The 26,137-nt window shown below is 71.3% G+C and carries 23 protein-coding genes; 6 read left to right on the top strand and 17 right to left on the bottom strand.

All coding sequences use genetic code 11. The features are described 5' to 3' along the window. The first annotated feature begins 43 nt into the window (after nucleotides 1-43). A complete protein-coding gene (locus tag OHU89_RS30245) occupies nucleotides 44-817 on the top strand; it encodes an SDR family NAD(P)-dependent oxidoreductase (RefSeq protein ID WP_405647467.1) in 774 nt (257 codons plus the stop codon). Here OHU89_RS30245 and OHU89_RS30240 read toward each other — a convergent pair. Beyond that, on the bottom strand, nucleotides 780-4,376 hold the full coding sequence (locus OHU89_RS30240; RefSeq protein WP_405647464.1) for a hypothetical protein: 3,597 nt from the start codon (nucleotides 4,374-4,376) through the stop codon (nucleotides 780-782). The two genes, OHU89_RS30245 and OHU89_RS30240, sit on opposite strands and share 38 nt — an antisense overlap. 65 nt (nucleotides 4,377-4,441) lie before the next feature. Between OHU89_RS30240 and OHU89_RS30235 the strand changes: the two genes are divergently transcribed. After that, entirely contained in the window at nucleotides 4,442-5,149 is a 708-nt protein-coding gene (locus tag OHU89_RS30235; RefSeq protein ID WP_405647461.1) for an ester cyclase, read from the top strand. A 60-nt stretch (nucleotides 5,150-5,209) separates the two neighbouring features. Here the strand turns inward: OHU89_RS30235 and groL are convergent, their stop codons facing one another. From groL to OHU89_RS30215, 4 genes are all read right to left on the bottom strand, one after another. Further along, complete coding sequence (groL, locus tag OHU89_RS30230) at nucleotides 5,210-6,832, bottom strand: chaperonin GroEL (RefSeq protein WP_405647458.1); 1,623 nt, start codon at nucleotides 6,830-6,832, stop codon at nucleotides 5,210-5,212. A gap of 129 nt (nucleotides 6,833-6,961) precedes the next feature. Further along, nucleotides 6,962-7,270 (bottom strand): co-chaperone GroES, encoded by a 309-nt coding sequence (groES, locus tag OHU89_RS30225; RefSeq protein ID WP_003998759.1) that lies wholly within the window; start codon nucleotides 7,268-7,270, stop codon nucleotides 6,962-6,964. A gap of 250 nt (nucleotides 7,271-7,520) precedes the next feature. Continuing rightward, nucleotides 7,521-8,243 carry a polysaccharide deacetylase family protein gene (locus OHU89_RS30220; RefSeq protein WP_405647455.1) on the bottom strand — a complete coding sequence of 241 codons (723 nt, stop codon included), beginning with the start codon at nucleotides 8,241-8,243 and terminating at the stop codon, nucleotides 7,521-7,523. Next, a complete protein-coding gene (locus tag OHU89_RS30215; RefSeq protein WP_405647452.1) occupies nucleotides 8,240-9,166 on the bottom strand; it encodes a polysaccharide deacetylase family protein in 927 nt (308 codons plus the stop codon). Before OHU89_RS30215 ends, OHU89_RS30220 begins: the two co-directional genes overlap by 4 nt. Before the next feature lie 90 nt (nucleotides 9,167-9,256). Between OHU89_RS30215 and OHU89_RS30210 the strand changes: the two genes are divergently transcribed. Next, a complete protein-coding gene (locus OHU89_RS30210; protein WP_405647449.1) occupies nucleotides 9,257-10,426 on the top strand; it encodes a THUMP-like domain-containing protein in 1,170 nt (389 codons plus the stop codon). 4 nt (nucleotides 10,427-10,430) lie between these two features. Here the strand turns inward: OHU89_RS30210 and OHU89_RS30205 are convergent, their stop codons facing one another. From OHU89_RS30205 to OHU89_RS30175, 7 genes are all read right to left on the bottom strand, one after another. Further along, the gene (locus tag OHU89_RS30205; protein ID WP_405647446.1) at nucleotides 10,431-12,428 is read right to left on the bottom strand and encodes a cell wall-binding repeat-containing protein; all 1,998 of its coding nucleotides are present in this window, start codon (nucleotides 12,426-12,428) and stop codon (nucleotides 10,431-10,433) included. Nucleotides 12,429-12,538: 110 nt separating this feature from the next. Beyond that, a complete protein-coding gene (locus OHU89_RS30200; RefSeq protein WP_405654707.1) occupies nucleotides 12,539-13,750 on the bottom strand; it encodes an RNA polymerase sigma factor in 1,212 nt (403 codons plus the stop codon). 146 nt (nucleotides 13,751-13,896) lie between these two features. Next, nucleotides 13,897-14,253: a YciI family protein gene (locus OHU89_RS30195; protein ID WP_266888922.1), complete on the bottom strand. Its 357-nt coding sequence runs from the start codon at nucleotides 14,251-14,253 to the stop codon at nucleotides 13,897-13,899. Between the two features lie 204 nt (nucleotides 14,254-14,457). Beyond that, nucleotides 14,458-15,843 (bottom strand): FG-GAP-like repeat-containing protein, encoded by a 1,386-nt coding sequence (locus tag OHU89_RS30190; protein ID WP_405647443.1) that lies wholly within the window; start codon nucleotides 15,841-15,843, stop codon nucleotides 14,458-14,460. 102 nt (nucleotides 15,844-15,945) lie between these two features. After that, complete coding sequence (locus OHU89_RS30185; RefSeq protein WP_405647440.1) at nucleotides 15,946-16,989, bottom strand: LCP family protein; 1,044 nt, start codon at nucleotides 16,987-16,989, stop codon at nucleotides 15,946-15,948. Between the two features lie 73 nt (nucleotides 16,990-17,062). After that, nucleotides 17,063-18,424, bottom strand: a complete 1,362-nt coding sequence (locus OHU89_RS30180) for an endo-1,4-beta-xylanase (protein WP_405647438.1) — start codon at nucleotides 18,422-18,424, stop codon at nucleotides 17,063-17,065. 82 nt (nucleotides 18,425-18,506) lie between these two features. Then, on the bottom strand, nucleotides 18,507-19,577 hold the full coding sequence (locus tag OHU89_RS30175; RefSeq protein ID WP_266888926.1) for a LacI family DNA-binding transcriptional regulator: 1,071 nt from the start codon (nucleotides 19,575-19,577) through the stop codon (nucleotides 18,507-18,509). Nucleotides 19,578-19,723: 146 nt separating this feature from the next. On the opposite strand from OHU89_RS30175, the gene OHU89_RS30170 reads away from it, so the two are divergent. After that, nucleotides 19,724-22,027, top strand: a complete 2,304-nt coding sequence (locus OHU89_RS30170; protein ID WP_405647435.1) for a glycoside hydrolase family 3 N-terminal domain-containing protein — start codon at nucleotides 19,724-19,726, stop codon at nucleotides 22,025-22,027. A 26-nt stretch (nucleotides 22,028-22,053) separates the two neighbouring features. Further along, the gene (locus tag OHU89_RS30165) at nucleotides 22,054-22,575 is read left to right on the top strand and encodes a hypothetical protein (protein ID WP_405647432.1); all 522 of its coding nucleotides are present in this window, start codon (nucleotides 22,054-22,056) and stop codon (nucleotides 22,573-22,575) included. A 23-nt stretch (nucleotides 22,576-22,598) separates the two neighbouring features. Here OHU89_RS30165 and OHU89_RS30160 read toward each other — a convergent pair whose 3' ends face one another. From OHU89_RS30160 to tsaB, 4 genes are read right to left on the bottom strand one after another with little or no spacing between them, the layout of a single operon-like run. Beyond that, on the bottom strand, nucleotides 22,599-22,856 hold the full coding sequence (locus tag OHU89_RS30160; RefSeq protein ID WP_405647429.1) for a hypothetical protein: 258 nt from the start codon (nucleotides 22,854-22,856) through the stop codon (nucleotides 22,599-22,601). Then, nucleotides 22,853-23,938, bottom strand: a complete 1,086-nt coding sequence (tsaD, locus tag OHU89_RS30155; protein WP_046261597.1) for a tRNA (adenosine(37)-N6)-threonylcarbamoyltransferase complex transferase subunit TsaD — start codon at nucleotides 23,936-23,938, stop codon at nucleotides 22,853-22,855. Before tsaD ends, OHU89_RS30160 begins: the two co-directional genes overlap by 4 nt. Continuing rightward, on the bottom strand, nucleotides 23,931-24,428 hold the full coding sequence (rimI, locus tag OHU89_RS30150; RefSeq protein ID WP_405654705.1) for a ribosomal protein S18-alanine N-acetyltransferase: 498 nt from the start codon (nucleotides 24,426-24,428) through the stop codon (nucleotides 23,931-23,933). Before rimI ends, tsaD begins: the two co-directional genes overlap by 8 nt. A gap of 17 nt (nucleotides 24,429-24,445) precedes the next feature. Further along, nucleotides 24,446-25,102, bottom strand: coding sequence for a tRNA (adenosine(37)-N6)-threonylcarbamoyltransferase complex dimerization subunit type 1 TsaB (gene tsaB / locus OHU89_RS30145; RefSeq protein WP_405647427.1), 657 nt, complete (start codon nucleotides 25,100-25,102; stop codon nucleotides 24,446-24,448). 108 nt (nucleotides 25,103-25,210) lie between these two features. Here tsaB and OHU89_RS30140 point away from each other — a divergent pair, with 108 nt between their 5' ends. After that, nucleotides 25,211-25,765: a hypothetical protein gene (locus OHU89_RS30140; RefSeq protein WP_405647425.1), complete on the top strand. Its 555-nt coding sequence runs from the start codon at nucleotides 25,211-25,213 to the stop codon at nucleotides 25,763-25,765. 70 nt (nucleotides 25,766-25,835) lie between these two features. Here OHU89_RS30140 and OHU89_RS30135 read toward each other — a convergent pair whose 3' ends face one another. Further along, nucleotides 25,836-26,003, bottom strand: a complete 168-nt coding sequence (locus OHU89_RS30135) for a hypothetical protein (RefSeq protein ID WP_405647422.1) — start codon at nucleotides 26,001-26,003, stop codon at nucleotides 25,836-25,838. Nucleotides 26,004-26,137 lie beyond the last annotated feature (134 nt).

Below are 26,137 nucleotides of genomic sequence, written 5' to 3'. Positions count from 1 at the left end.
TCGGCAAGCGGACGCTGTCGGTCCTGGTCATTAACCTTGCGTCATGACAACGGCATTGATTACGGGATCGACCGCGGGCATCGGTGCCGCGTTCGCACGGCGCCTCGCCGCCGACGGCCACAACCTCGTCCTGGTGGCCCGCGACACCAAGCGGCTGCGCGAACAGGCCACCGAACTCCACGACCGCCACGGAATCGAGGCGGAGGTCCTCACGGCGGACCTCGCGGAGGACTCCGGCATCGAGACGGTGGCCGCCCGCCTCGCCGACCGTAAGAACCCGGTCGACCTGCTGGTCAACAACGCCGGCTTCGGCAACAAGGGCCGCTACCTCGACGTCTCCATGGCCGACGAGCTGAAGATGCTCAAGGTCCACTGCGAGGCGGTGCTCCGACTGACGTCGGCGGCGACGGAGGGGATGCGCGAGCGGGGCCGCGGCGGCGTGGTCAACGTCGCCTCGGTGGCGGCCTTCGTCCCCCGCGGCACCTACGGCGCGTCCAAGGCGTGGGTCGTGCAGTTCACCCAGGGGGCGGCCAAGGACCTGGCGGGGAGCGGGGTACGGCTGATGGCCCTCTGCCCCGGCTTCGTACGCACCGAGTTCCATGAGCGGGCGGGCATGGGCACGGACAACATTCCCGGCTGGATGTGGCTCGATGCCGACAAGCTCGTGGCGGCCGCGCTGAACGACCTTGCGCGGGGGAAGACGCTGTCGATTCCGGATCCTCGGTACAAGGCGTTGATGGGGGTGGTGAAGGTGGTGCCCCGGGGGTTGCTCGGGGGGATCACTTCCAGGACGGGGCGGAAGTACGGGCCTCAGTAGGCGCCTGCCGGAACGCCCCGACCACCAGTGGCACGGCTCTTGGTTCCAGCCGAAGCAGCGCGGGCAGTGCCCGCGTCCACCGGCCGACATGCAGGGACCGTACGACGGCCATGTGCGCGCGAGCCGGATCCGCCTCGCGGCCGATCGCGGCATGGGCTTGTGCCGCCTCGTCCTGCGATGCGGTGATGGCCAGAGCACAGGCCTCGGCCCGGGCGTACGCACCGTGCCGGGCAAGGAGTTTCGCCAAGCCGGCCCAGGCACGCTCCCGGGTGTGGAGATCGCCCAGGATCCGGCGGACGATCTCCATGGCCTGCTCGTGGCGGCCCACCGAGGCGACGATACGGGCGAGCGCCGCGCCGTCGGCCGGGTCCAGGTCCACTCCGTTCGCGTGCTGTGCGAGTGCCTCGTCCGCCAGCGCCGTGGCCTCGTCGTGGCGCCTGAGAGCCACCAGTGCGCTGACGAGGGGCTCCCGTGTCCTCGGTGCGGCGCTGTGATGGCCGCCTTCCAGGGCTGATGCCTCGGCGAGGCAGGTTGCGGCGAACGCCTCGGCGCCCGCCGAAGCGGCCGTCTCCGCGAGTGACCGCAGTATCTCGACGCGGTCCGCGGGCGCCACGGTGTCCGCCGTCTCCCGAGCCCGGTCGAACTCTCCGGCCGCCGCCTGCGCCTGGACGAGCACCCGGTACTGAGCGGACGAGCGGCGGCCCTGTCTCTCGACCAGTTCCTCGGCCTCGTCGACGGCTCCCGCGCTCGCCAGCGCCTCGACCACCGGAAGAAGGAAATCATCGAACATCGGAAGGGGGAGCTCGCTCAGCAGCCGTCGGGCCCTTTCCCTGTCCCCGACGCGGATCAGCGCGCCGAGGGCGGCCAGGAAGCGTCGGTCGAGGTACGAGAAGCTCTCCGGTTCGAGCCGCAACGCCTCGGCAATCACGGGCTCGGACCGTTCCATCACCACGTCGGCCGCGTCCCGGTGCCCGGCGTCCATCAGCGCCTGTACCGCTTCGGCGACGACAACGACGTCGACCTGCACACTGCCGCGCACCCGGTCCCCGATATCGGCCAGAATGCGTCTGGCCTCGGCTTCCTGCCCTGACCGAGCGAGGCGGAGCGCGGCGCCGGCCAACGCGTGCGGGCTGCCGCCCTCCCGGTCCGCCAATTCGCGCGCGAGGGCGTGGGCGCCTGTGGCGTCGCCCGCCTCGGCAAGGCGATCCACGATGTCCTGGTGGGCGAGGGCCGCGGCCAGCCCGCCGGGGAGAGCGGCGGCCCTGGCCCGCGCGCGGTCGAACTCGCCTGTCATGGCGAGTCCGTTGACGATCCAGGCGCCCGCGAAGTCACGCTCCGAAGAGCTGGTGCAGGACGAGGCGCACACTTCGGCCCGGTCGAACTCGCCGGCCTCGGCCAGCGCTCCGGCCACGTAGGCCAGCGTCATGTCTTTTTCGTCGGAGGCCCGGATCCGCCTGAGCACCTCCTCCGCCTGCGTGAACTCGCCACGGTCTGCACGGCACCTGGCGAGCAGCCCCAGCCCTCGCTGCACCTGTGCGTCCCGCGCGCTCGGTCGCTCGTCCCTGGTCAGCAGGTTCAGCACGGCTTCCGCACACGCCAACTCGCCTTCCTCGGCCAGTGCTTCCACCACGCCGTGGACGTCGTCGAGCACGTCGAAGGCCCACACGGCCTGTTCGAGGCGTGCACACAGCGCGTCGGCCTCCGCCCCCCGGCCTCCGCGGCGCAGCGCGGCAGCCCCGTACGCCTGTGCCACCGCTCGCTCCACCGGACCGGACTCACCAAGGATCGTCTCGGCCCGCTCTCTCTGCCCCGCCGCTTCGAGAGCCGCCGTGAGCCGGCCGGCCGCGGCCGGTCTCGCGTACGCCTCCATCACCCGCAGCAGCCGCTCCACCCGGTCGAACTCCCGCGCCACCGTGAGAGCCCGCACGACGTGCGTGCACCTGTTACGGGCGACGGGGTCACCCGGGTCGAGCCCGCCGACGGCTTCGGCACGGTCGTACAGTCCCAGGTCGACATAGGCCAGGCCGAGTTCCTGTGCCTGCTTGTCGCGGATGCCTGAGCGCTCGCTGTGGCTCACGATGTCCTCGGCTTCGGCGAGCAGAGTGACCGCGGTGTCGGTCAGACCCTTGTCCCGGAGCCGTGGGGCCAGGGCGACAAGTGCTCTCGCCTTCTCCAAGGGAACCGTCAGGCTCTGGGCCAGCGTCTCCGCCCGGCCCGTTTCGCCGAGTTCCGCCCATGCCATGATCGCCTCGATGGGCATCCGGCCGCTGCGTCCGGCCAGGGCCTCACGGTGCAGCGCGAGTTGGAGGCTCTCCAGCAGTCGCCGCTCCGCGCCGCGCGCGATGTTCAGGGACTCCGCCGCACGGATCTCGTCGAGCGCCGCTCCGTCGCCGCCGGTCAGGTCGAACATGTGGTCGTGGCGGCTCTCGTCCAGGGCGGCCTCGACCATGCGGATCAGGTCCCCGTCCGCTCGCAGCATCCGGAAGTAGCCGCGGAACAGGTAGGTCGGCGTTTCCTCCGGCCAGCCCTTGGCCCGCCAGGTGTCCGCCCAGGCGTGCAGCCGCTCCCGGCAGCGCCCCAACTCGCCCGGTCCCAGCATGGTCCGGGCCCGGACCTGAAGTTCCTCATGGGCCAACAGGTATACGCCGGACCGCAGTTGGAAGGTCCGCCCCGCGCGTGTGCGCAGGATGTCTCCGATACGGAAGGGCACCTCCCCCGTCAGTGCGGCCAGATCGTCCGCGGTGAGGCCGCCGCCTGCCGCGGTGATCAGGGCCAGCAGTTCGTACTCCGGTCCGGCCGCCGTCAGCAGGTGCTTCAGCTCCCGCTCCGCCTCGGCACGGATCACCTGGGCGAAGGCGGACGCGGACAGCAGCTGTACGGCGCCGGGCTCCCGCAGTGGGTGGGCGTCGGGCACGTCGGCGGGCGGCGGCGGGTTGAGACGCCCGGTCACCAGCACCCGCATGCCGTGTTGCGGCCGCGGGGGAAGCAGACTGGCGATGCTGTGCGCCTCCGGCCCCGTCGTGACACCCCGGTCCTCGTCCAGACCGTCCACCAACAGCACCAGGCGTTCACCGGACTCCGCACAGGCCCGGGCCGCTTCCCCGTACAGGCGCAGCAGGTGGGCCTCGCGGGTGGCCTCGGTCAGATAGGCCGGCAGCCCCTCCCCCGCCAGTTCCGCCAGCTGTTCCAGTACGACATCGGCGTACGCCGTCGCGTCGTTCTGCGCCCCCAACCGTGCCGTCACGAAGAACGGCACGATCCGCACGCCCGGCGGCGGGTGCAGGGCGAACCACGACATCAGGGCGGTCTTGCCCGCCCAGGCCTCCGCCCGCCACCAGGCGTACGCCGGGCCGGAGTCGGTCGTGCAGAAGTCCGCGAGAGCGGCCAACTCGGTTTCGCGGCCGATCAGTTCGGGTGGGGCGATGCGGCGCACCTGTTCCCGGTAGGCCGAGCGCACCGAGGGACCGAGCGTGACGACGTTGTGGTCGCCCGTCACCGCCACCCCGATGTCGCCGCCCGCCGAGACGGACCGCTCCCCCCGCGCCTCCATGGCGCTCATGATGCCAAAGGGGAGGAGAATGGTGCCGTACACCCGGACCCAGGGGGGCCGGAGGCGATGGTGTCATGACCTTCGTACAGCTCATCGACTGCAGGACCAGCCGCTTCGACGAGATGAACCGGCTGATGGACACATGGGTCGAGCAGACCATGGGGAGACGGACGGCGACGCACACCACCCTCGCGAAGGACCGGGGGGATGCGTCGCACTTCGTCGAGATCGTGGAGTTTCCGTCGTACGAGGAGGCGATGCGGAACTCCGAGCTGCCGGAGACCGACAAGATCTTCCGGGAGATGGTGGCTCTGTGTGACGAGATGCCGACCTTCACCGATCTGGACGTGGTGCGGGACGAGCAGCTGTACACGACCACCGCTCGACGGTTCTTCGAGACCTTGGCCGGGAGCGGGGAGCTGTCGGCGCTCGGGGAGCTGGTCGTCGCGGAGTATCACGACCACGATCCCGCCAATGAGCAGGACGCCGTCGGGCTCGACGCCATGCGGCAGGAGGTCGAGACGTGGCGGGGGGCCTTCGACTTCGGGTTCACGATCCATGAGCAGATCGCCCAGGGTGACCGGGTCTGTACCCGGTGGACCTGGAACGGGACCCATGTCGGGGACTTCTTCGGGATCGCGGCCAGCGGGAAGCGGGTCACCATGACCGGGACCACCATTCACCGGTGCGCCCCCGACGGGCGGATCGCCGAGGGGTGGTGGCAGTACGACCGGCTCGGGCTGATGGCGCAGTTGGGTGCGCTGGACGCGCTGGAGCAGTAGGCACGGGAAAGCCCCCGTTCCGCCGCGGCGGAACGGGGGCTTTCCTCAGGTGTCAGAGCCTCAGTGGGAGTGACCGTGGCCGTGGCCCGCCTCGGCCGGCTCCTCTTCCTTCTTCTCGACGACCAGGGTCTCGGTCGTCAGGAGGAGGGAGGCGATGGAGGCGGCGTTCTCCAGGGCGGAGCGGGTGACCTTGACCGGGTCGATGACGCCGGCCTTGACCAGGTCGCCGTACTCGCCGGTGGCGGCGTTGAAGCCCTGGCCCTTGTCGAGCTCGGCGACCTTGGAGGTGATGACGTAACCCTCAAGGCCGGCGTTCTCGGCGATCCAGCGCAGCGGCTCGACGACGGCCTTGCGGACGACCGCGACACCGGTGGCCTCGTCGCCGGTCTTGCCCAGACCGCCCTCGAGGACCTTGGCGGCGTGGACCAGAGCGGAGCCACCACCGGAGACGATGCCCTCCTCGACCGCGGCGCGGGTCGCGGAGATGGCGTCCTCCAGACGGTGCTTCTTCTCCTTCAGCTCCACCTCGGTGGCGGCGCCGACCTTGATCACGCACACGCCGCCGGCCAGCTTCGCGAGGCGCTCCTGGAGCTTCTCGCGGTCCCAGTCGGAGTCCGTGTTCTCGATCTCGGCCTTGATCTGGGCGATGCGGCCCGTGACGTCCGCGGAGTCACCGGCACCGTCGACGACCGTGGTGTCGTCCTTGGTGATCGTCACGCGGCGGGCGGAGCCCAGCACGTCCAGACCGGCCTGGTCGAGCTTGAGGCCGACCTCCTCGGAGATGACCGTGGCGCCGGTGAGGACCGCCAGGTCCTGCAGCATCGCCTTGCGGCGGTCGCCGAAGCCGGGGGCCTTGACCGCGACCGCGTTGAAGGTGCCGCGGATCTTGTTCACGACCAGGGTCGACAGGGCCTCGCCCTCGACGTCCTCGGCGATGATCAGCAGCGGCTTGGAGGCACCGCCCTGGATGACCTTCTCCAGCAGCGGCAGCAGGTCCTGGATCGAGGAGATCTTGCCCTGGTTGATCAGGATGTACGGGTCGTCGAGGACGGCCTCCATACGCTCCTGGTCCGTCACGAAGTACGGCGACAGGTAGCCCTTGTCGAAGGCCATGCCCTCGGTGAAGTCCAGCTCCAGACCGAAGGTGTTGGACTCCTCGACGGTGATGACACCGTCCTTGCCGACCTTGTCCATCGCCTCGGCGATGAGCTCGCCGACCTGGGTGTCCTGGGCGGACAGCGCGGCGACGGCGGCGATGTCCGCCTTGTCCTCGATCGGGCGGGCGGTCGCGAGGAGCTCCTCGGAGACCGCGGCGACGGCCGCGTCGATGCCCTTCTTCAGCAGCGCCGGGGAGGCACCCGCGGCGACGTTCTTCAGGCCCTCGCGGACGAGCGCCTGGGCCAGCACGGTGGCGGTGGTCGTACCGTCACCCGCGATGTCGTTGGTCTTGGTCGCCACCTCCTTCACCAGCTGGGCGCCGAGGTTCTCGTACGGGTCGTCGAGCTCGACCTCGCGGGCGATCGTGACACCGTCGTTGGTGATGGTGGGGGCGCCGAACTTCTTGTCGATGACGACGTTGCGGCCCTTGGGGCCGATCGTCACCTTGACCGTGTCGGCAAGCTTGTTGACGCCGCGCTCGAGGGCGCGACGGGCGTCCTCGTCGAACTTCAGGATCTTCGCCATGGGAGCGGTTCAGCCCTCTCGGAAAACGTGGGTGAAACGAACTGCGCCCCCGACGCCCAGCTGATTAATGGTCGCGGGGGCCAGGGGCGCAGCTCACATGCAATGTGCTTCGGTGAGGAAGCGGGTGAATTACTTCTCGATGATCGCGAGCACGTCGCGAGCCGAGAGGACGAGGTACTCCTCGCCGTTGTACTTCACCTCGGTGCCGCCGTACTTGCTGTACAGCACGATGTCGCCGGTCTTGACGTCGAGCGGCAGGCGCTCGCCGTTCTCGAAGCGGCCCGGGCCCACGGCCAGGACGACGCCCTCCTGGGGCTTCTCCTTGGCGGTGTCCGGAATGACCAGGCCAGAGGCGGTGGTCTGCTCGGCGTCGAGCGGCTGGACCACAATGCGGTCCTCGAGCGGCTTGATGGCAACCTTGGAGCTGGTGGTCGTCACGATCCGACCTCCCCCTTCGGAGATCTCACGGGGTTAACTGTCTGAGGTGGCGACCAGGTGGATCCGTCGTCGCGGGTGCCGGACCTGCCCGTCGCTATTGGCACTCTCCAGGGGGGAGTGCCAGACCCGAGACTATGACTGCGATTAGCACTCGGTCAAGCGGAGTGCCAATTCACTGCGGCGCGGCGGTCCGAAGAGACCGACACGGGCACCCTCACGGGCACCGCCACAGACATCCCCACGGGTGCCCCTACAGGTAGTCCTCCAGCCGCCCCACCCTCAACCCCGCCCTCCGGATCTCCCCCAGCAGCCGCTCCGTGCGCGCCACCAGCGTCAGCCCCGTCGTCCCGATCGATGCCACGGAGATGATGTCGCCGGGGAGCAGGCGGCGCTCCCCCGTCGGGTAGGCGAGCCGCTCGTCCCCCATCGACGCCCGCCACAGCACGACCGCCGCGACGCCGCAGTCCGCGGCGGCCCGCAGGGTGGTCGTGTCGTAGATGCCGTAGGGCGGGCGGAAGAGGTGGGGGCGGATGCCGAAGCGGGACTTGAGTTTGTCCTGCTGGCCGCAGATCTCGGCGCGCTGCCCGGCGTACGGCAGACCGCGCAGGGCGGTGTGGTCGAGGGTGTGGTTCTGGATCGAGGCGCCCACCGACTGGAGACGGGCGAAGTGCCCGTACCCGGGGCCGACGACGCTGTCGGTGAGGAACATGCTGACGGGCAGCCGCCGTTCACGGACCAGCTCGACGAAGCGCGGGTCCTTCTCGGCGCCGTCGTCGTAGGTCAGGAAGACGACCTTGTCGGAGGTGGGAGCCCGCCTCACGACGGACGGCGGACCCGTCCCGGACCCCGTCGCCGTCACGCCGTACGAACCCGCCTTGCCCATCCGCTCGACGGGGTCGACGGACCGGGCGCAGCCGGCGGCGAGCAGCATGACCGCCGCCAGGGCCGCGGCGGCCGGTCCACGCGAACTCACAGGTAGTCCTCGAGGCGGGCCACCGCGTACCCCTCGGCCGTGACCTTGTTCAGGAACCGCCGGATCATGTCGGACATCGTGCCCTTCCACTCCGCCCGGCCGCGGAAGTGACTCAGCACGATGTCACCCGGGCGGATCTTCCGGTCCCACTCGCGGTAGTCCCAGCGGTCGACGAAGACCTCCTCGTTCCAGATCGGCGCGTACTTCACCCCGCAGGACTTCGCGGCGCGCAGCGTGGCCTCGTTGTAGTTGCCGAAGGGCGGGCGGAAGAGGGTGGGGCGCTTGCCGTAGCGCTTCTCGATGACGTCCTGCATGCCGCAGATCTCGTGCTTCTGGCGGGCGTAGGACAGTCCCGGCAGGTAGGGGTGGTGGAGCGTGTGGTTGTTCAGCCCGACCCCCCTGTCCTGCATGTTCTTGAAGTAGCCGTAGTCGCCCTTGACCAGGTAGTTGCTCAGGAAGGCGGTGTACGGGATCTTCAGCTCGCTCATCATCCGCAGGAACGCCGGGTCCTTCTCGGCGCCGTCGTCGATGGTGAGGAAGACGATCTTCTCCTTGGTCGGGATCGTGGTGAAGACCGGTGGGAGGCCCTTCTCCTCGTGGCCGTCCACCTCGAAGCCCTTGCGGGTCGTGATCCTCGGCTTCTTCGCGGGCGGCGCGGGAGGCGCCAGCGGGACTCCGGCCAGGCCCCAGCGTTTCGCGATCCTCGCCGAGGCGCGGAGCTTCGTGGCGTACGAGTCCAGGGCGCGGGCCGGGGCTCCCTTCAGGGGCTGCTGACCGGGCGCCGGACGTACCGGACGTACCTCGGCGCTCTCGCCCTGCCCGCAGCCCGAGGCGATGACGGCGACGGTGAGCACGGCGATCCCGACACGGGCCCGAGAAGCTGGAATGGCCCGACTTTTGTAATTTTGTACTACTGATCCCATGGCGCCGGATCCTCGCAGGTCACCGCCCTGCTCCCGGGCCGACACCGCCGCCGGAGGCGGACCGTCCACCGACTGGCCCACAATGTCCCGGTGAACGACCTCGCCCCCCTCCTCACCCCCGAAGGCCGCGCCCTCCTCGACACGGTGCGCGACACCGCCCCCGCCGACGAACTCGCCGTCGCCACCCGGCTGCGCCGCGAGCACCCCGCGGAGCTGGTGTCGGCCGCGCTCGGCCAGGCCCGGCTGCGGCAGCGGGCGGCGGTGAAGTTCGGGGCCGAGGACGCGGGACGGATGTTCTTCACGCCGAACGGGGTCGAGCAGTCCACGCGGGCGAGTGTGGCGACGTATCGCGCACAGCGGCTCAGGGAGCTGGGCGTCACCTCCGTCGCCGACCTGTGCAGCGGGATCGGGGGCGACGCGATCGCGCTCGCCCGGGCCGGGATCCGGGTGCTCGCCGTGGACCACGACCCGCTCACCGCCGCCGCGGCGCGCGCCAACGCCGACGCGCTGGGGCTCGCCGGCCTGATCGAGGTGCGGGAGGCGGATGTCACCGACATCGACACCGCCCCGTACGACGCCGTGTTCGTCGACCCGGCCCGGCGTTCCTCCAAGCGCGGCCGGATCTTCGACCCCGAGGCCTACTCGCCGCCCCTGTCCTGGGCGATCGACACCGCACTCAAGGCGCCCCACGCCGCGCTGAAGATCGCCCCCGGCATCCCGCACGAGACCGTCCCCGCCGAGGCCGAGGCCGAGTGGATCTCCGACGGCGGGGACGTCAAGGAGGCGGTGCTGTGGTTCGGTACGGCACCGGGGGCCGTACGGGCGACCCTGCTGCCGGGTCCGCGCACCCTCCTCGGGCGGGGTCTTGCGGACCCCGAAGTCCGGCCTGTCGGACGGTACTTGTACGAGCCCGACGGCGCCGTCATCCGCGCCCACCTGGTCGCCGAGGTCGCCGAGGACCTGGAGGGCGGGCTGGTCGACGCGACCATCGCCTACATCACCTCCGACGACCTGCGCGCGACCCCGTATGCGACGGCGTACGAGATCACCGACCAACTCCCCTTCAGCGTGAAGAAGTTGAAGGCGCTGCTGCGGGAGCGCGGGGTCGGCATCCTGACCGTGAAGAAGCGCGGGTCGGCCGTGGAGCCGGAGGAACTGCGCAAGAAGGTGCTTCCCAAGCCGTACGGGGCCAAGTCGGCGACCGTGTTCCTGACCCGGGTCGCGGGAGCACCGACGATGCTGGTCGGCGCCCCCGCGTGACCGGCTAGCGGGTGGCCGTCGTCCGCAGTGCGGTGAGGCCGGAGCCCGCGACGAGCGGCGCCGACGTCGAACTCGTCACTGGCTCCAGGCCGTTGTAGAACGGCGTGTAGCCCCACTGGCCGGCGCTCGCGCTGATCGCCGCGCCCGCGGAGTTCAGCGCGGCCGTCGACACCGAGCCGGTGCCGCCGAAGACGGCCAGGTAGTTGAGGCTCGCCGCGCCCTTGACCAGGTACGCCTTGGTGTCGGTGGAGAGGGCGTCGGCCTTCGTCCACAGCAGGGGGCCGTAGACGTTCATCGCCGCGGCGGCCGAGACACCGCCGCGCCAGCTGTCCACGTACGCCAGCGCCGCGTTGCGGGGGCCGCCCCACCAGAACTTGGCGAGGGCCGCCGCGGTGGCCTCGTGGGTGCTGCCCGTCACCGGGTAGTAGGAGTACGTCGACGGCCACGTGGAGAACGTCGTGTGCGTCAGCGCGTACTTCGCCGACCCGCCGACCGGGATGATGTGGGTGTCCCGCGGGTCGAGGCCGCCCAGATACGACTTCACGGACGCGGTCAGCCTGTTGCCCTCGTTGAGGACGACGACGGCCTTGCCGCTCTTGCCCAGCGCGCCGGCGGCGGAGGCCGCGGCCAGCGCCGAGTGGTAGTCGGTGCCGGTGGAGAGGAAGACGTCGGTCGGGGCGCCGGTGATCGACTTGGCGACGGCGACCGAGGTCGAGTAACGGGACGTGCCCGCAAGGCGCTTGGGCTGGAAGCCGAGCGCGGTGACCTTCGTGGAGACGCTGTTGCTCAGGATGGAGCTGCCGCCGAGGAGGTAGACCGGCGCGCCGGGCTTGAGGATGCGCTTGAGCTCGGTCTGCACGGCCGAGGTCACCGAGGTGGCCGAGGTCAGCAGGACCGGACCGCCCTTCTTGCCAGCGAGCGCGGCGGCCGTCAGCGCGTACGCCTGGCTGTCCTTGGAGACCAGCACGGCGGCCGAGGCGTTCTTCAGGCCGGCCTCGCTCTGGCCGACGGTGTTCCAGGTCCAGCGGGACGCGGCGATGTTGCTGCCGTAGACGTCGGCGCCCCAGACCCGCCCGACGCCGTTCTTGCGCAGCGGCTGCCAGGCGGGCGAGCGGCCCCCGTACGGGAAGACGGCGCCCCGGGTCACCGCGTCCGCGGTGATCGTCAGGACGGCGTTGCCCGTGGTGCAGCAGCCGCCGGTCTCGGTGACGCCGCGGTCGAAGTGGACCACCATCCGGTCGCTCGCGGGCGCCCAGGACGGGGAGTCGTAGTCGGCGGTGTCCTCGCTGAGACGGCGCTCGCCCGTGCCGTCGGTGTTGATGGAGAACAGCTGGTTGTGGCCGTCGACGCTGCGGATGAAGGCCAGCTTGGTGCCGTCGGGCGACAGGGCGGGCGCGGCGGCGTCGGTGACCAGCGTGGTCTGGGTGCCGGCGGCCGCGTCGTAGAGCACGATCGACGGCGTCTTCGTGGCGCAGGCCGAGCCGTTGCGCTGGAAGACGACGACGCTGTCGACGGCGGCGGCGCTCGGGTGGGTGTCGCAGCCGCCGCCGCTGGACAGCAGCGCGGTCGCGCCGCCGCCGCCGGACGGGACGGAGTAGAGCTTCTTGGCGGCGGCGAAGACGATCCGGCTGCCGGAGGCCCAGTACGTCGGGTGGGACGCCGAACGGCCGCTCTCGGTGCCGTCGTAGACCTTGGTCGAGGTGCCGCCCGCGACGCTCACCGTGCGCAGGGTGCCGGCCTGTTCGAAGACGATCCGGCTGCCGTCGGGCGCCCAGGCGGGCGACTCGTCGTCGGAGCCACGGGTGGCGTACGTGTCCCCCGCGCCCTCGGTGTCGACCAGGGTGATGCCGTCGTTGACCACGGCGATCGCGCCGTCGGTGGCCGTCCAGCCGGGGACGTCGGCCGAGGCGGCGGGCGCGAGCGCGGCGGCGAGGGCCGTCGCGGCGGTGAGCGCTACGAGTCCGCGGCGCGCGGTGAATCTGGCGGATCGGGATGATCGCACGTGTATGTACCCCCCCACGGGTGTCGGAGCGCTGCCGGACCGCGGAATACGTCACGCCGGTTGCGGCAGCCGCGCCACTGTAAACCGTCACTGACCAGGAGCGGAATGGGTTACCGGGTGGGCAGTGATCTCAGTCGCGCCGCCAGCAGCTCCCGTTCCCGTGCGTTGCGCGCCAGGCTCGTCGCCCGCTCGAACTCCGTCCTCGCCTCCGCCGTACGACCGAGGCGGGCCAGCAGGTCGCCGCGGACGCTGGGGAGCAGGTGGTAGTCGCGCAGGGCGGGTTCGTCGATGAGCGCGTCGAGGATCTCCAGGGCCGGTTCCGGGCCCTCGGCCCTCGATACGGCGACCGCTCGGTTGAGCTCGACGACCGGGGACGGGGCGCGGACGGCGAGCAGTCCGTAGAGGGTCGCGATGCTCGCCCAGTCGGTCTCCTCGTAGGTGTAGGCGTGGGCGTGGCAGGCGGCGATGGCGGCCTGGAGGGCGTAGGGGCCAGGGGCGCCCGTGCGGGTGGCGTCGGCGCGGGCGAGGGCGTTGATGCCGCGGGCGATGAGCATGCGGTTCCAGCGGCGGCGGTTCTGGTCCTCCAGGAGGACCGGCTCGCCGGAAGGGCCGGTGCGGGCGGCGGTGCGGGACGCCTGGAACTCCAGGAGCGAGGCCAGCGCGTGGACCTCCGGTTCCTTCGGCATCAGCCCGGACAGGACGCGGGCGAGGCGCAGGGCGTCCTCGCACAGCCCCGGGCGCAGCCAGTCGTCGCCCGCGGTGGCGGCGTAACCCTCGTTGAAGACGAGGTAGATAACGTCGAGGACGTCTCCCAGGCGGGCCTCGCGCTCGGAGCCGTAGGGCACTTCGAAGGCGACGTTCTTCGTCGCGAGGGTGCGTTTCGCCCGGACGATGCGCTGGGCGATCGTCGGCTCCGGGACGAGGAACGCGCGGGCGATCTCGGCCGTGGTGAGGCCGCCGAGCAGCCGCAGGGTCAGGGCGATACGGGCCTCGGCGGAGAGCACCGGATGGCAGGTGGTGAAGACCAGGCGGAGCAGGTCGTCGTCGATGTCCTCAGGGTCGGCCGGCTCCTCCGGCGGGAGCGTCGTCTCCAGCGAGCGGCCGATCTCCTGGAGCTTGCGGGCGTAGTTCTCGCGGCGCCGGACCAGGTCGACGGCGCGGCGCCGGGCGGCGGTCATGAGCCAGGCGCCCGGGTTGCCGGGGACACCGTCGCGCGGCCACTGTTCCAGGGCCGCGACGAGGGCGTCCTGGGCGAGTTCCTCGGCGATGCCGACGTCCCGGACGATGCGGGTGACACCGGCGATGATGCGCGGGGACTCCATGCGGAACACCGTCTCGACGGTGCCGCGGGGGTCGCTGGGGGACTCGCGAGGGGCGCTGGAGGACTGTGGGCTCACAGTCCTCCATGCAACACCCCTCCCGGCGTACGGCCAAGGACACCCGCTCAGCCCGCGGTTCGGCCCTCCGCTCAGCCCTCCGCGATCTCCCGCACCTCGCAGGTCACCGTCCAGTGCGCCTCGTGCACCTGCAGGAACCGCTTGGTCCACTCGATGGCCTCGGCCTTGTCCTTGCACTGCACGATCGCGTACCCCCCGACGACCTCCTTGGACTCGGTGAACGGCCCGTCCGTGACGGAAGCCTGACCACCGCTCCAGTGCACCCGGGTGCCCTGCGCCGAGGGCGTGAGCCCGGCGGTGTCCAGCAGCACCCCGGCCTTGGTCATCTCCTCGATCAGCTCCCCCATGCGCTGCATCAGCTCGTCGCTGGGGCCTTCGGCGGGGGCGGTGGACTCGTCGATCTGCACGAGCGACAGGTAACGCGGCATGGTGGCTCCTCGGTTCGGTCGGCCGGTGCTTTCCGGCCTCTCAACCATGCGTCGAACGGGAGACACCCGGATCGACAGGCTCGCGAGATTTGTTCGAAGAATTTTCCGCGTCATACGTCTGTGCAGGTCGCGGGCGTACTTCCGGGCGCGTCCGGCACAGGGCACCGGCCGCCGTCACGCCCCCGTCGCCGAACGCGGCCCGCTCTAGCCGAGCTCCGCCCCGAACGCCGCCTTCGCGTACGGCGCCCCCACCGTCCGCCCGCCGAACACGAACGCGGCGTCGGTCACGACCCCCGTCGGCCGCCCCCGCAGGGACCACACCGAGCCCGCCCCGGAGTTCTCGTAGGGCGCGGCGGCCGCGAGGTCGGCGTAGCCGTTGCCGTTGGTGTCGAGCAGGCGTACGGCACCGCCGAAGCCGTCGCCCGCCTCCGCGGCGCCGGGGACACCTGCCGTGTCCTGGGTGAAGCCCTGGGCGCCCTTGCCGGTCAGGCCGGTGCCGCTGCCGTACAGGACGTCCACGGTGCCCGCGCCGTCCTCGTACCCCAGTTCCTCGCCGGCCGCGCCGACGGCCACGTCGTCGAAGCCGTCGCCGTTGACGTCGCCGACGGACACCGAGCCGCCGAAGTGGTCCACGTCCTCCCACGCACCGGGCACTCCGGGCGTGTCCTGGCCGTACGTCGTGCCGGTGCCCACCCCGCCGGCCGAGCCGAGGCCCACGACGATCCTCGACTCCTCCGGGAGGCCCCGGACGAGGTCGTCGTAGCCGTCGCCGTTGACGTCACCGAAGGCGACGCCGCCGGTTCCGGCGGGCGCGGTGGCGGAGGTGAAGGCGGCCCCGGAGGCGTTCGCGAGGTAGAAGGCCGAGCCGAAGCCGCCGTCGCCGGTGTAGACGGTCAGCGCGAGGTCGTCGCGGCCGTCGCCGTTCACGTCCCCGACCGCGCCGTCCCACACGTCGTGGTACCGCAGGTCGTCGGGGCCGAAGGCCCTCGTGGCGGCCGGCTTCCCGGCGCGGGAGAGCGGGCCGGTCCACACCGTGGCGGTGGTGCCGTAGGGGTCGTCGCCCTGCGCTCGGCCGCCCCTGAACAGGGCCAGGTCCGGGCGCCCGTCGCCGTCGAAGTCCCCGGCCTGGGTGCTCGCCGCGGGGACGGACGTACCGCCGGACAGGCCGCTCTTCCCGCCCCAGACGACCACCGCGTCCTTCGTCGTGGACGCGTGTCCGACGACCAGGTCCGTGCGCCCGTCGCCGTCGAGGTCGCCCTTGGACAGCTGGACGCCGAACCGCTCGCCCTTGGCCGGGGCGCCCGGAATCCCGCTCGTGGCGCGGCTGGTGACGGTCCGCCGGTCCTTGGTCAGCCCGTGCGGGCCGCCGTACAGGACGACGACGTACCCCGCCCGGTCCTGCCCGCCCACCGTGGCGTTCGGGGCGCCGACGGCGAGGTCCTGGTAGCCGTCGCCGTCGAAGTCGTCCTGGACGGGGGCGGGAGCGGCGGCCTCGGCGCGGTCCGTCAGACCGGACGGGAGCGCACCGAGCGCGAGCACACCGGCCACGACCGGAACGGCCCAAGGGAGCGACGTACGCAGGGAGAACACAGGGAGAGCCTCTCGTCACGGCGACACCGTCACCGCACAAGACCCCCCGGAGGGCCGGGAAGTTGTACGCCGCTCAGCGCGACGACCGCGACGACCGACCGCTCAGCGCAGCGACTTCCACAGCTCGCTCGCCTCCGGTTCCTGCGCCACCACCCGGTTGGCGTCCGAGGGTGCCGTCACGACCGGCATCGTCACCGTCTTCACCTGGTCCGCCGACAGCCCCTTCAGGCTCTGTCCCAGGCTCATCAGCTCGCTCAGCGAGTCGAGCCCGGTGTCGGTGGTGAGGCTGCCGGTGATCGCGTCGGCGACCTCGTAGAGCTTGGTGGGGCTGGTGAGCAGATCGGTCGAGGAGATCTGCTCGAGGAGCGCCTTCACCAGCTTCTGCTGGAGGCCTATCCGGCCGAGGTCGCTGCCGTCGCCTATGCCGTGCCGGGTGCGGGCGAGCGCGAGGGCCTGCTTGCCGTCGAGGTGGTGGGTGCCCGCCTTCAGCGTCAGCCGGCTGCTGGAGTCGTCGATGTCCTCGTCCGTCGTCACGGTCACGCCGCCGAGGGCGTTCACCAGCTTCGCGAAGCCCGAGAAGTCGATCTCGATGTAGTGGTCCATGCGGACGTCCGTGATCGACTCGACGGTCTTGATCGCGCAGACGGGACCGCCGACGGAGTACGCGCTGTTGAACATCGCGTTGTAGGCCACCGCCGTGGAGCCCCCGTCGTCCAGGGGACACGACGGGCGGGTGACGAGGGTGTCGCGCGGGATGCTGACCACCGTCGCCTCGGTGCGGCCGGCGTCGATGTGCACGACCATCGCCGTGTCGGACCGGGCGCCGGCGCTGTCGCCGCCGCCGAGTTCCTTGTTCTCCTTGCCGCTGCGCGAGTCGGAGCCGAGGACGAGGATGTTCAGGGCCTCGGAGGGCAGCGGTGAGGCGGAAGCGGACGCCGACGGCGAAGGTGTGGTCACCGCCTTCGCCGGACGGTCGTCGCCGAGCGCGTTGTCGATGTCGACGCTCTTGATGTTGTCGTTGAGGTGCCAGTACAGCCAGCCACCCGTCGCGGCGCCCAGCACCAGCACGCCCGCGAGAGTGAGGCCGGCGGCCTTCAGCACACGCGACCGCCGGCCCACTCGTCTGCCTTCGTCGTCTCCGCTCACGGGGAGGAACGTAAGTCCGAATTATTACGAGGAGCGCGTCCGGGCCGCCTTTCTTCGGAAGATCTCACCTTTCTCAGCCCAGCGTCACGGTCGGCACCGGGTTGCTCCCGCTCCATGACCCGTTGAAGCCGAAGGTCACCGAGCCGCCGTCCGACACGGTCCCGTTGTAGGAGGCGTTGGCGCAGCTGACCGCCGAGCCGGACTGGGTGCAGGTCGCGTTCCAGGCCTGCGTGACCTGCTGGCCCGCCCCGTACGTCCAGCTCACCTTCCAGGACGACAGCGCGGCACCCGAGCAGGCGATTCTCACCTGTCCCGTGAACCCGGTGTTCCACTGGCTGGCCACGCTGTAGGTCGCGGTGCAGGCCCCCGTCGGTGGCGTGGTCGTGCCGCCGAGCGCCTCCGCGATCGCGTGGTACGCCGGTTTCGGCGCGTAGTTCTCGTCGTACGGCGTCGCCGCGCCCTGCCCCGGGAAGGTGCTCGGGATCCAGGAGTCGGAGTCGGTGAAGCCCCAGACGGTGACGCCGGTGCAGCGGGCGACGGCCACGCAGGCGTTCATGACGGCCTTGTAGTCGGCGGCCTGCTGGGTGAGCTTGGCGCTGTCGGACGGCAGCGTCATCCGGATGTCGAGCTCGGTGATGGCCACGTCGACGCCGAGGTCGGCGAAGCGCTGGATGTTCTGCTGGAGCGTGGACGGCACCTGGCCGAGGATGAGGTGGGCCTGCAGACCGACGCCGTCGATCGGGACGCCCTGCTCCTTCAGCGACTTGACCAGGTTGTAGAGGGCGGTGCTCTTCGCGTTGACGCCCTCGACGTTGTAGTCGTTGATGTACAGCTTGGCGTCCGGGTCCGCGGCGCGGGCGGCGGTGAGGGCCTGGGCGATGTAGCCGGTGCCGAGGCCGTTGTACCAGAGGGTCTGGCGGTAGGTCCCGTCCTCGTTGAAGGGCTCGTTGACGACGTCCCAGGCGGCGAGCCGCCCCTTGTACCGGCCGACCTCGGTGGCGATGTGGTCGTTCAGCAGCGTGCTCAGCTGGGCCGGGGTCCAGGTGCCGTTCGTCAGCCAGCTCGGGTTCTGGCTGTGCCAGACCAGGGTGTGACCGCGCACCTCCTGATCGTGGGCCTCGGCGAAGGCGACGATCTGGTCCGCCTCCGTCCAGTTGAAGTTCCCCTGGGTCGGCTCGACCGAGCCCCACTTCATGGCGTTGCCGGGGGTCAGCCAGTTGAACTGAGCCCCGGCGATGTCACCGTAGGTCCCGGTCAGCTTGGAGCCGGTGACCGCCGTGCCCATGGCCTTGCCCTTGGCGGCCGCGAGGTCGCGCAGCGGGGTGTCGGCGGCGTGCGCGGTGGTCGCGCCGACGGTCACCAGGGTGCCGACGGTGGCCGCTCCGGCCAGCAGAGCGGCGAGTCGTACACGTAGCGAAGTTCTGGAGGATCTCACTGCGGGTGCCTCCGAAAGTTTCGGTCGTGCAGCCGATTGACTTCGGAGGAGTGTGGGGGTGGCGGCCCCACCCGTCAATACGTCAACTTCCGGCCACCGGCGGCCCGGCGGTGCTGCTGCGCACCACCAGGCTCGTCGCCAGCTCCACCCGCGTGGCCGCCGGAGACCCCTCCTCACGTGCCAGATCGAGCACCAGCTTGGCCGCCGCCTCGGCCATCTCGGTCAGCGGCTGCCGTACGGTCGTCAGCGGCGGCCCCACCCAGGGCGCGACGGGCAGATCGTCGAACCCGACCACGCTCAGGTCCTCCGGGATCCTGAGCCCCAGCTCGCGCGCGGCCTCGTACAGCCCGAGCGCCTGGAGGTCGTTCCCGGCGAAGACGGCGGTCGGCCGGTCCGGACGGCGCAGCAGCTCCAGACCCTGCCGGTAGCCGGCCTCGTGATGGAAGTCACCGTTCTTGATGAGCGCGGGGTCGACCGGGAGTCCGGCGGTCTCCAGGGCGGCCCGGTAGCCGTCGATGCGGGCGCGGCTGCACATCATCCGGGAGGGTCCGCTGATCGCGCCGATCCGGGTGTGCCCGAGGTCGACGAGATGCCGGGTGGCGGCGAGCCCGCCCTGCCAGTTGGTGGCGCCGATGGAGGGCACGTCGGCACCGGGGTCGCCGGCCGGGTCCATGACGACGAACGGGATCGACCGGCTGGTGAGCAGCGCACGCTGGGACTCGTCGAGCCCGGACAGCACGAGGATCACCCCGTGCGGCCGCCGGGCGGCGACCTGGTCGGCCCAGGTCCGCCCGGGCGTGAGCCGCCCCGCGCTCTCGCTGAGCACCACGCTCAGCCCGGAGTCCCGGGCGACGTTCTCCACGCCCCGGATGACCTCCATCGCCCAGGCGCTCTCCAGTTCGTGGAAGACCAGGTCGATCAGGGGCGAACGGCTCGCCTCGGCCCGGCGGCGCCGGTAGCCGTGGGCGCGCAGCAGATCCTCCACGCGGGTTCGGGTCGCAGGGGCGACGTCGGCGCGGCCGTTCAGCACCTTCGAAACAGTCGGCGCCGAGACGCCGGCCTCGCGGGCGATCTCGGCGAGCGTCGCGGTCTGCGACGAGCGGCCGGTTGCTGGGGCTGTCGCCCGGGATTCAGCGGGCTCCGGGGGTGTCATGGCGGCGATCGTATCCCTGCACGACCTCTTGACGAACCCTTCCGACCCGCCTAGGTTCCCAAAACATTCGGCATGCATATCGAAACATTCGTTAGGGACATTCGATTAGGGACATTCGTGAGGGCCTTCACCCTGACAGGAGTTTCATGACCACCGCCCCCTGGCGTGACCGCGCCCTGCCCGCCGCCGCCCGCGTCGACGACCTTCTCTCCCGGATGACCCTTCAGGAGAAGACCGCCCAGCTCTACGGCGTGTGGGTGGGCGCCAGCGCGGACGGCGAGGGAGTCGCGCCGCTGCAGCGAGAGATGACCGCCGACTACAACTGGGACGAGCTGATCTCCCATGGACTCGGCCAGCTGACCCGCTCCTTCGGCACCGCCCCCGTGGACCCGGCGCTGGGCGCGCAGGCACTGGCCCGCGCCCAGCGCCGTATCACGGCGGCAGGCCGCTTCGGCATCCCGGCGCTCGCCCACGAGGAGTGCCTGGCCGGCTTCACGGCCTGGCAGGCCACCGCCTATCCGGTCCCGCTCGCCTGGGGCGCGAGCTTCGACCCGCCGCTCGTCGAGGAGATGGCCCGCAACATCGGCCGGGACCTGCGCGCGGTCGGCGTCCACCAGGGCCTCGCCCCGGTCCTGGACGTCGTCCGCGACCCGCGCTGGGGACGGGTCGAGGAGACCGTCGGCGAGGACCCGTACCTCGTCGGCACGATCGGCGCCGCCTACGTCCGGGGCCTGGAGTCGGCCGGGATCGTCGCCACGCTCAAGCACTTCGCCGGGTACGCGTCCTCGGCGGGCGCCCGCAACCAGGCACCGGTACGGGCCGGCGTCCGGGAGCTCGCGGACGTGACCCTGCCGCCGTTCCAGATGGCGCTGCGCGAGGGCGGGGCGCGCTCGGTGATGGCGGCGTACAACGAGACGGACGGCGTCCCGGCCTCGGCGGACCCGGGCCTGCTGACCGGCCTTCTGCGCGAGGAATGGGGCTTCACCGGCACGGTCGTCGCCGACTACTTCGGCATCGGCTTCCTCCAGAGCCAGCACCGGGTCGCCGGCTCGGAGGCGGAGGCCGCCCACGCGGCGCTCGCGGCCGGCCTCGACGTCGAACTGCCCACCCTGAAGTGCTACGGAAAACCGCTCCTCGACGCCGTGCGGGCGGGCGAGATCCCCGAGGAGCTGATCGACCGGGCGGTCCGCCGGGTCCTGGTCCAGAAGTGCGAGCTGGGCCTCCTGGACGAGGACTGGACCCCCGAGCCGACCGCCCGGATCGACCTCGACTCGACGGCGAACCGCGCCCTGGCCCGCCGCCTCGCCGAGGAGTCGGTGGTCCTGCTGGACAACCCGGACGGCGCCCTCCCGCTGTCCCCGGACACGAGGATCGCGGTGGTGGGCCCGAGGGCAGCCGACGCCCTGGCGATGCTCGGCTGCTACTCCTTCCCGTCCCACGTCCTGACCCAGCACCCGGACATCCCGATGGGCATCGAGATCCCGACCGTCCTGGAGGCCCTGCGCACCGAACTCCCCGACGCCAAGGTGACGTTCGCGGAGGGCTGCGACACCTCGGCCCCCGACAGGTCCGGCTTCGCGGAGGCGGTGGCACGGACGTCCGAGGCGGACGTGTGCGTGGCGGTCCTGGGCGACCGGGCGGGCCTGTTCGGCCGGGGCACATCGGGCGAGGGCTGCGATGTGACGGACCTCCGGCTCCCCGGCGTACAGGGCGAACTGCTGGACACCCTGGTCGCCACCGGCGTACCCGTCGTCCTGGTGCTGCTGACCGGCCGGCCGTACGCGCTCGGCCGCTGGAACGGGCGCCTCGCCGCCGCGGTGCAGGCGTTCTTCCCGGGCGAGGAGGGCGGCCCGGCGGTCGCGGGAGTGCTGTCCGGCCGCGTCAACCCCTCGGGCCGCCTCCCGGTGAGCGTCCCTCAGGTGCCGGGCGGCCAGCCCTGGACCTACCTCCAGCCGCCGCTGGGTCTCGCGGGCGAAGTCAGCAATCTGGACCCGACGCCGCTGTACTCGTTCGGGCACGGAAGGTCGTACACGTCGTTCGCCTGGGAATCCGATGCCGCCGACACGGAGATCGGCACCGACGGCTCCTACGACATGACCGTGACCGTCCGCAACACCGGTGACCGCGAGGGCGCCGAGGTCGTCCAGCTGTACCTGCACGACCCGGTGGCCTCGGTGACCCGACCGGACGTCCGCCTGATCGGCTACCAGCGCGTGGAGCTGGCCCCGGGAGAGGCGTCCCGGGTGTCCTTCCGCTTCCACACCGACCTGTCCTCCTTCACAGATCGTTCACTCCGGAGGGTCGTCGAACCGGGCATCCTGGAGCTGCGGTTGGCGGCGTCCAGTACGGACGTACGGCACACGACCCGGCTGAACCTCACGGGGCCGGTACGGGTGCTGGGCCCGGACCGTGTACTGCGCTGCGAGACGGAGGTGTCGGGACCGGCCTGACCCTCCGCGCCTGGGGGAGGCTCAGCATGGACAGATACGTCCACCATGAACTGAGGTCCGTGTACACCGCGTTGGCCGCTCTCGCCGTCAGTCTGACGGTGACGGGCGGCGTGCGCGGTGCGCCGATGACGGCCTACGGGGCGGGAGGGTTCGCCCTCGGCCTGATCGCGTTCACGGTGGTGTTCACGCTGCTCGGCGCGACCCGGCTCAAGTGGGTCGGCGAGATACGGGACTTCGAAGCCGCGGTCCCCCTGGAGACGGCCCCGGCGGACGTCGTCTCCCTGCGCCGCCACCCCCTCAACTGGTGGCTCTTCACGGTGATGTCGGTCCCCACGTGCGTCCTCGCCGTCGGCTGGGAACCGTGGATCGCCCTGCTCCCCCTGTGGCCGGCACTCTCCTGGCTGGGCCAGGCGTGGCTGGCCGCCGAGTGGGAGCGCAGGAACGGCAAGGTGCTGTGGCGGGGATACGACACGGACGCACCGTGGAAGCTGTCGTACTCCCCCGGCGGATCCCGCCGCGAGGCCCCCGCCGGGACCGCGTCGGCATAGGACCCTGCCCGTACCGACGTCCGTTACTCCGAGCCCACCGACTCGAACCGCCACCGGTGCACGGCCCGGCTCGCCAACTCCGCGCCCGGCTCGGGCAGTTCCGGCAGTTCGGCGTCGAGTCCCGCGTCCCACCACGTGATGACGAGCACCCGGTCCTGCGGTGCCCGGAAGGTCTCCCGCCGCAGCGGCGCGAGGGGCAGCGCCTGCGCCCGCGCCCAGGCGAGCAGTTCCTCGCCCCGCCCGTCGACCGCCCGGGCCTCCCACATCAACGCGACCGTCACGAGTAGAGGTTCTCCTTGCTGACCTCGTGCACATGGTCGTGGCCGGGGACATGCGGATCCGTCACCGGCAGCGAGGAGTCCGCCGACAGGTCCCAGCTGGAGGCGGGCCGGTTCCGGGCGACCATCTCCGCGCCCAGCGCGGCCACCATCGCCCCGTTGTCCGTGCACAGCTTCGGCCGCGGCACCCGCAGCCGGATCCCGGCCGCCTCGCACCGCTCCTGGGCCAGCACCCGCAGCCGGGAGTTGGCGGCGACACCGCCCCCGATCATCAGATGGTCGACGCCCTCGTCCTTGCAGGCACGGACGGCCTTGCGGGTCAGCACGTCCACGACCGCCTCCTGGAAGGACGCCGCCACATCCCGCACCGGCACCTCCTCACCGGCGGCCCGCTTGGCCTCGATCCAGCGGGCCACCGCGGTCTTCAGACCGGAGAAGGAGAAGTCGTACGCCGCGTCACGAGGCCCGGTCAGCCCGCGCGGGAACGCGATCGCGCTCGGGTCGCCCTCCTTGGCGTACCGGTCGATGACCGGACCGCCCGGGAAGCCGAGGTTCAGCACGCGCGCGATCTTGTCGAATGCCTCGCCCGCCGCGTCGTCGATGGTCGCGCCCATGGGCCGCACGTCCGAGGTGATGTCACTCGACAACAGCAGGGACGAATGGCCCCCGGACACCAGCAGCGCCATCGTCGGCTCGGGCAGCGCCCCGTGCTCCAGCTGGTCCACGCAGATGTGGGAGGCGAGGTGGTTGACGCCGTAGAGCGGCTTGCCGAGCGCGTAGGCATACGCCTTCGCCGCCGATACGCCGACCAGCAGCGCGCCCGCCAGACCGGGACCGGCGGTCACCGCGATGCCGTCCAGGTCCTTCGCCGTGACACCGGCTTCCTTCAGCGCGCGCTCGATGGTCGGCACCATCGCCTCCAGGTGCGCACGCGAGGCGACCTCGGGCACGACCCCGCCGAAACGGGCGTGCTCGTCGACGCTGGAGGCGATCGCGTCCGCGAGCAGGGTGGTACCGCGGACGATGCCGACGCCGGTCTCGTCGCAGGAGGTCTCGATGCCGAGGACGAGAGGTTCGTCAGTCATTGATCTCGGTTCCTTGTTCGGAGGTGGAACCCGCGGCGGAGCCGCCCTTGGATTCCGTGGTCAGTCGCATGACCAGGGCGTCGACGTTGCCGGGCTGGTAGTAGCCGCGCCGGAAGCCGATCGCCTCGAAGCCGTACCGCTCGTACAGCTTCTGCGCGCGCACGTTGTCGATCCGGCACTCCAGCATCACTTCGGCGCACTCGAAGGCGGTGGCCGCACGCAGGAGTTCGGTCAGCAGCCGCCCGCCGAGTCCGGTGCCCCAGTGGTCACGGGCGACGGCGATGGTCTGCACGTCCGCGAGGTCACCGGACGCGGCGAGCCCGGCGTACCCGACCAGCCGCCCACCGTCCTCGGCGACGACAAAGCGCCGGGTCGCCGAAGCGCCGCGCGCGTGGGCCAGCTCGGACCAGAACATTCCCCGCGACCAGGCGTCCTCGGGAAAGAGGTCCTTCTCCAGCACCAGTACGGGATCGATGTCCCACCAGCGCATCTCGCGCAGCACGGAGGTCACTTGGGGGTGACCACCTTGTAGTTCTTCGGCACCTGGGCGTCGGGCCGGCGCAGATACAGCGGCCGCGGGGCGGGGAGCTCCTCACCGGCGGCGAGTCTCTCGGCGGCGAGTGCGGCGAGTGCGGCGGCGGAGACATGCTCGGGCTCGCGCGCGACGGGGAAGGTGTCCGGGTAGAGCAGCGCACCGGCCCCGACGGCGGGCAGACCCGCGACCTGCTCGGCGATCTCGGCGGGCCGGTCGACGGCGGGGTCGGTCAGCCGCGTACGGGAGTCGGCGTAGCGCGCCCAGTAGACCTCCTTGCGCCGCGCGTCGGTCGCCACGACGAAGGGGCCCTCGTCGATGTCGGCGGCGTAGGCGAGCCCGTCGAGCGTGCACACACCGTGCACGGGGACGCCGAGCGCGAGCCCGAAGGTGTCGGCGGTCATCAGTCCGACGCGCAGTCCGGTGTAGGGGCCGGGCCCGATGCCTACGACGATGCCGGTGACGGCGTCGAGTTTCAGCCCGGCCTCGGCGAGGACGCGGTCGACGGCCGGCAGCAGCAGCTCGCCGTGCCGGCGCGCGTCCACCTGACTCGAAGAGGTGACGACGTCCGTACCGTCGTGCAGCGCGACGGTCACGGCGGGGGTGGCGGTATCCAGAGCGAGCAAGAGCACGCAAACAGCCTACGGCTCCCGCGCCGCGCGTATCGCCGCCCCGGACGCAGGCCCCCCAACTGCTAACGTCGCCGAGGATCACGCCGTACGACAACGAGGTGGACGACCGTGTCAAGCACCAGCGCCGGGATTGTGACCGGGCTCACCACGGCGGCGCTGATCACGGTGGGTGTCCTCGCCTACCAGGCCTCGGCGAGCGTCCCGGTCGGGCTCGGCACCTCGCACCGGAGCGGTGAGCCCGCGGCCGCCGCCTCGAAGGCACCTCGCGACACCGGGCACCCCACCGCCCTGCCCGCCGGCTCCGGCAAGGGTGAACGGGTCGTGTACTCGGTGGACGACGACCGGGTCTGGCTGGTCCGCAAGGACAACAGGGTCCGGCGCACCTTCAAGGTCACCGCGGGCACGGTCGCCCCGCTCCCGGGCTCCTACTTCGTCACGTCCCGCTCGAACTCGGTCACCGGCACCGACGGCATCCCCGTCGAGCACGTCGTCCGCTTCACCAGCGTCGACAGCGTCACGATCGGCTTCAGCGCGGCCGTGGACGGCTCGGCACCGGAGAACGACCCCACGGCGAAAACGGGCGGCATCCGCGAGTCCCGCGAGGACGGCAACGCGATGTGGGACTTCGCGACGATCGGCCAACGAGTGGTCGTCATCCGCTGAAGTACAACGCCGCCAGGGGCGCGGGGAACTGCGCGAGAAGCCCCACCGGCCCGCAGACGAACGAAGAACCTCAGGCTGCTTTGCGCTGTTCCGCCGCCCGCGGCCGTACCGCTTCCCGGTCAGGGACACGCGGCGGCGTCGAGATCACCTGTGCCGCCGCACACGCCGCCAGCAGGTCACGCATGGGCACCGCGGACACCACACGCGGCGCCGCCTCGTCTCGTTCCGTGGCCGCCATGGACGCCTCCTGAGCACCGGGGGCAGACGTAGTTAGGTAGACCTAACTACGAACTGGGTACCATGTGACCACGCACACGACCGCAAATGCAATAACTTGCCGACGTCTTGTCGGAATATTCATCCACCGATGCT

Origin of the sequence: Streptomyces sp. NBC_00019, from assembly GCF_045041015.1 — a bacterium.
Lineage (GTDB): Bacteria > Actinomycetota > Actinomycetes > Streptomycetales > Streptomycetaceae > Streptomyces.
Note: the sequence above shows the minus strand (reverse complement) of the source record. Positions and strands in the feature narration are given on the sequence as shown.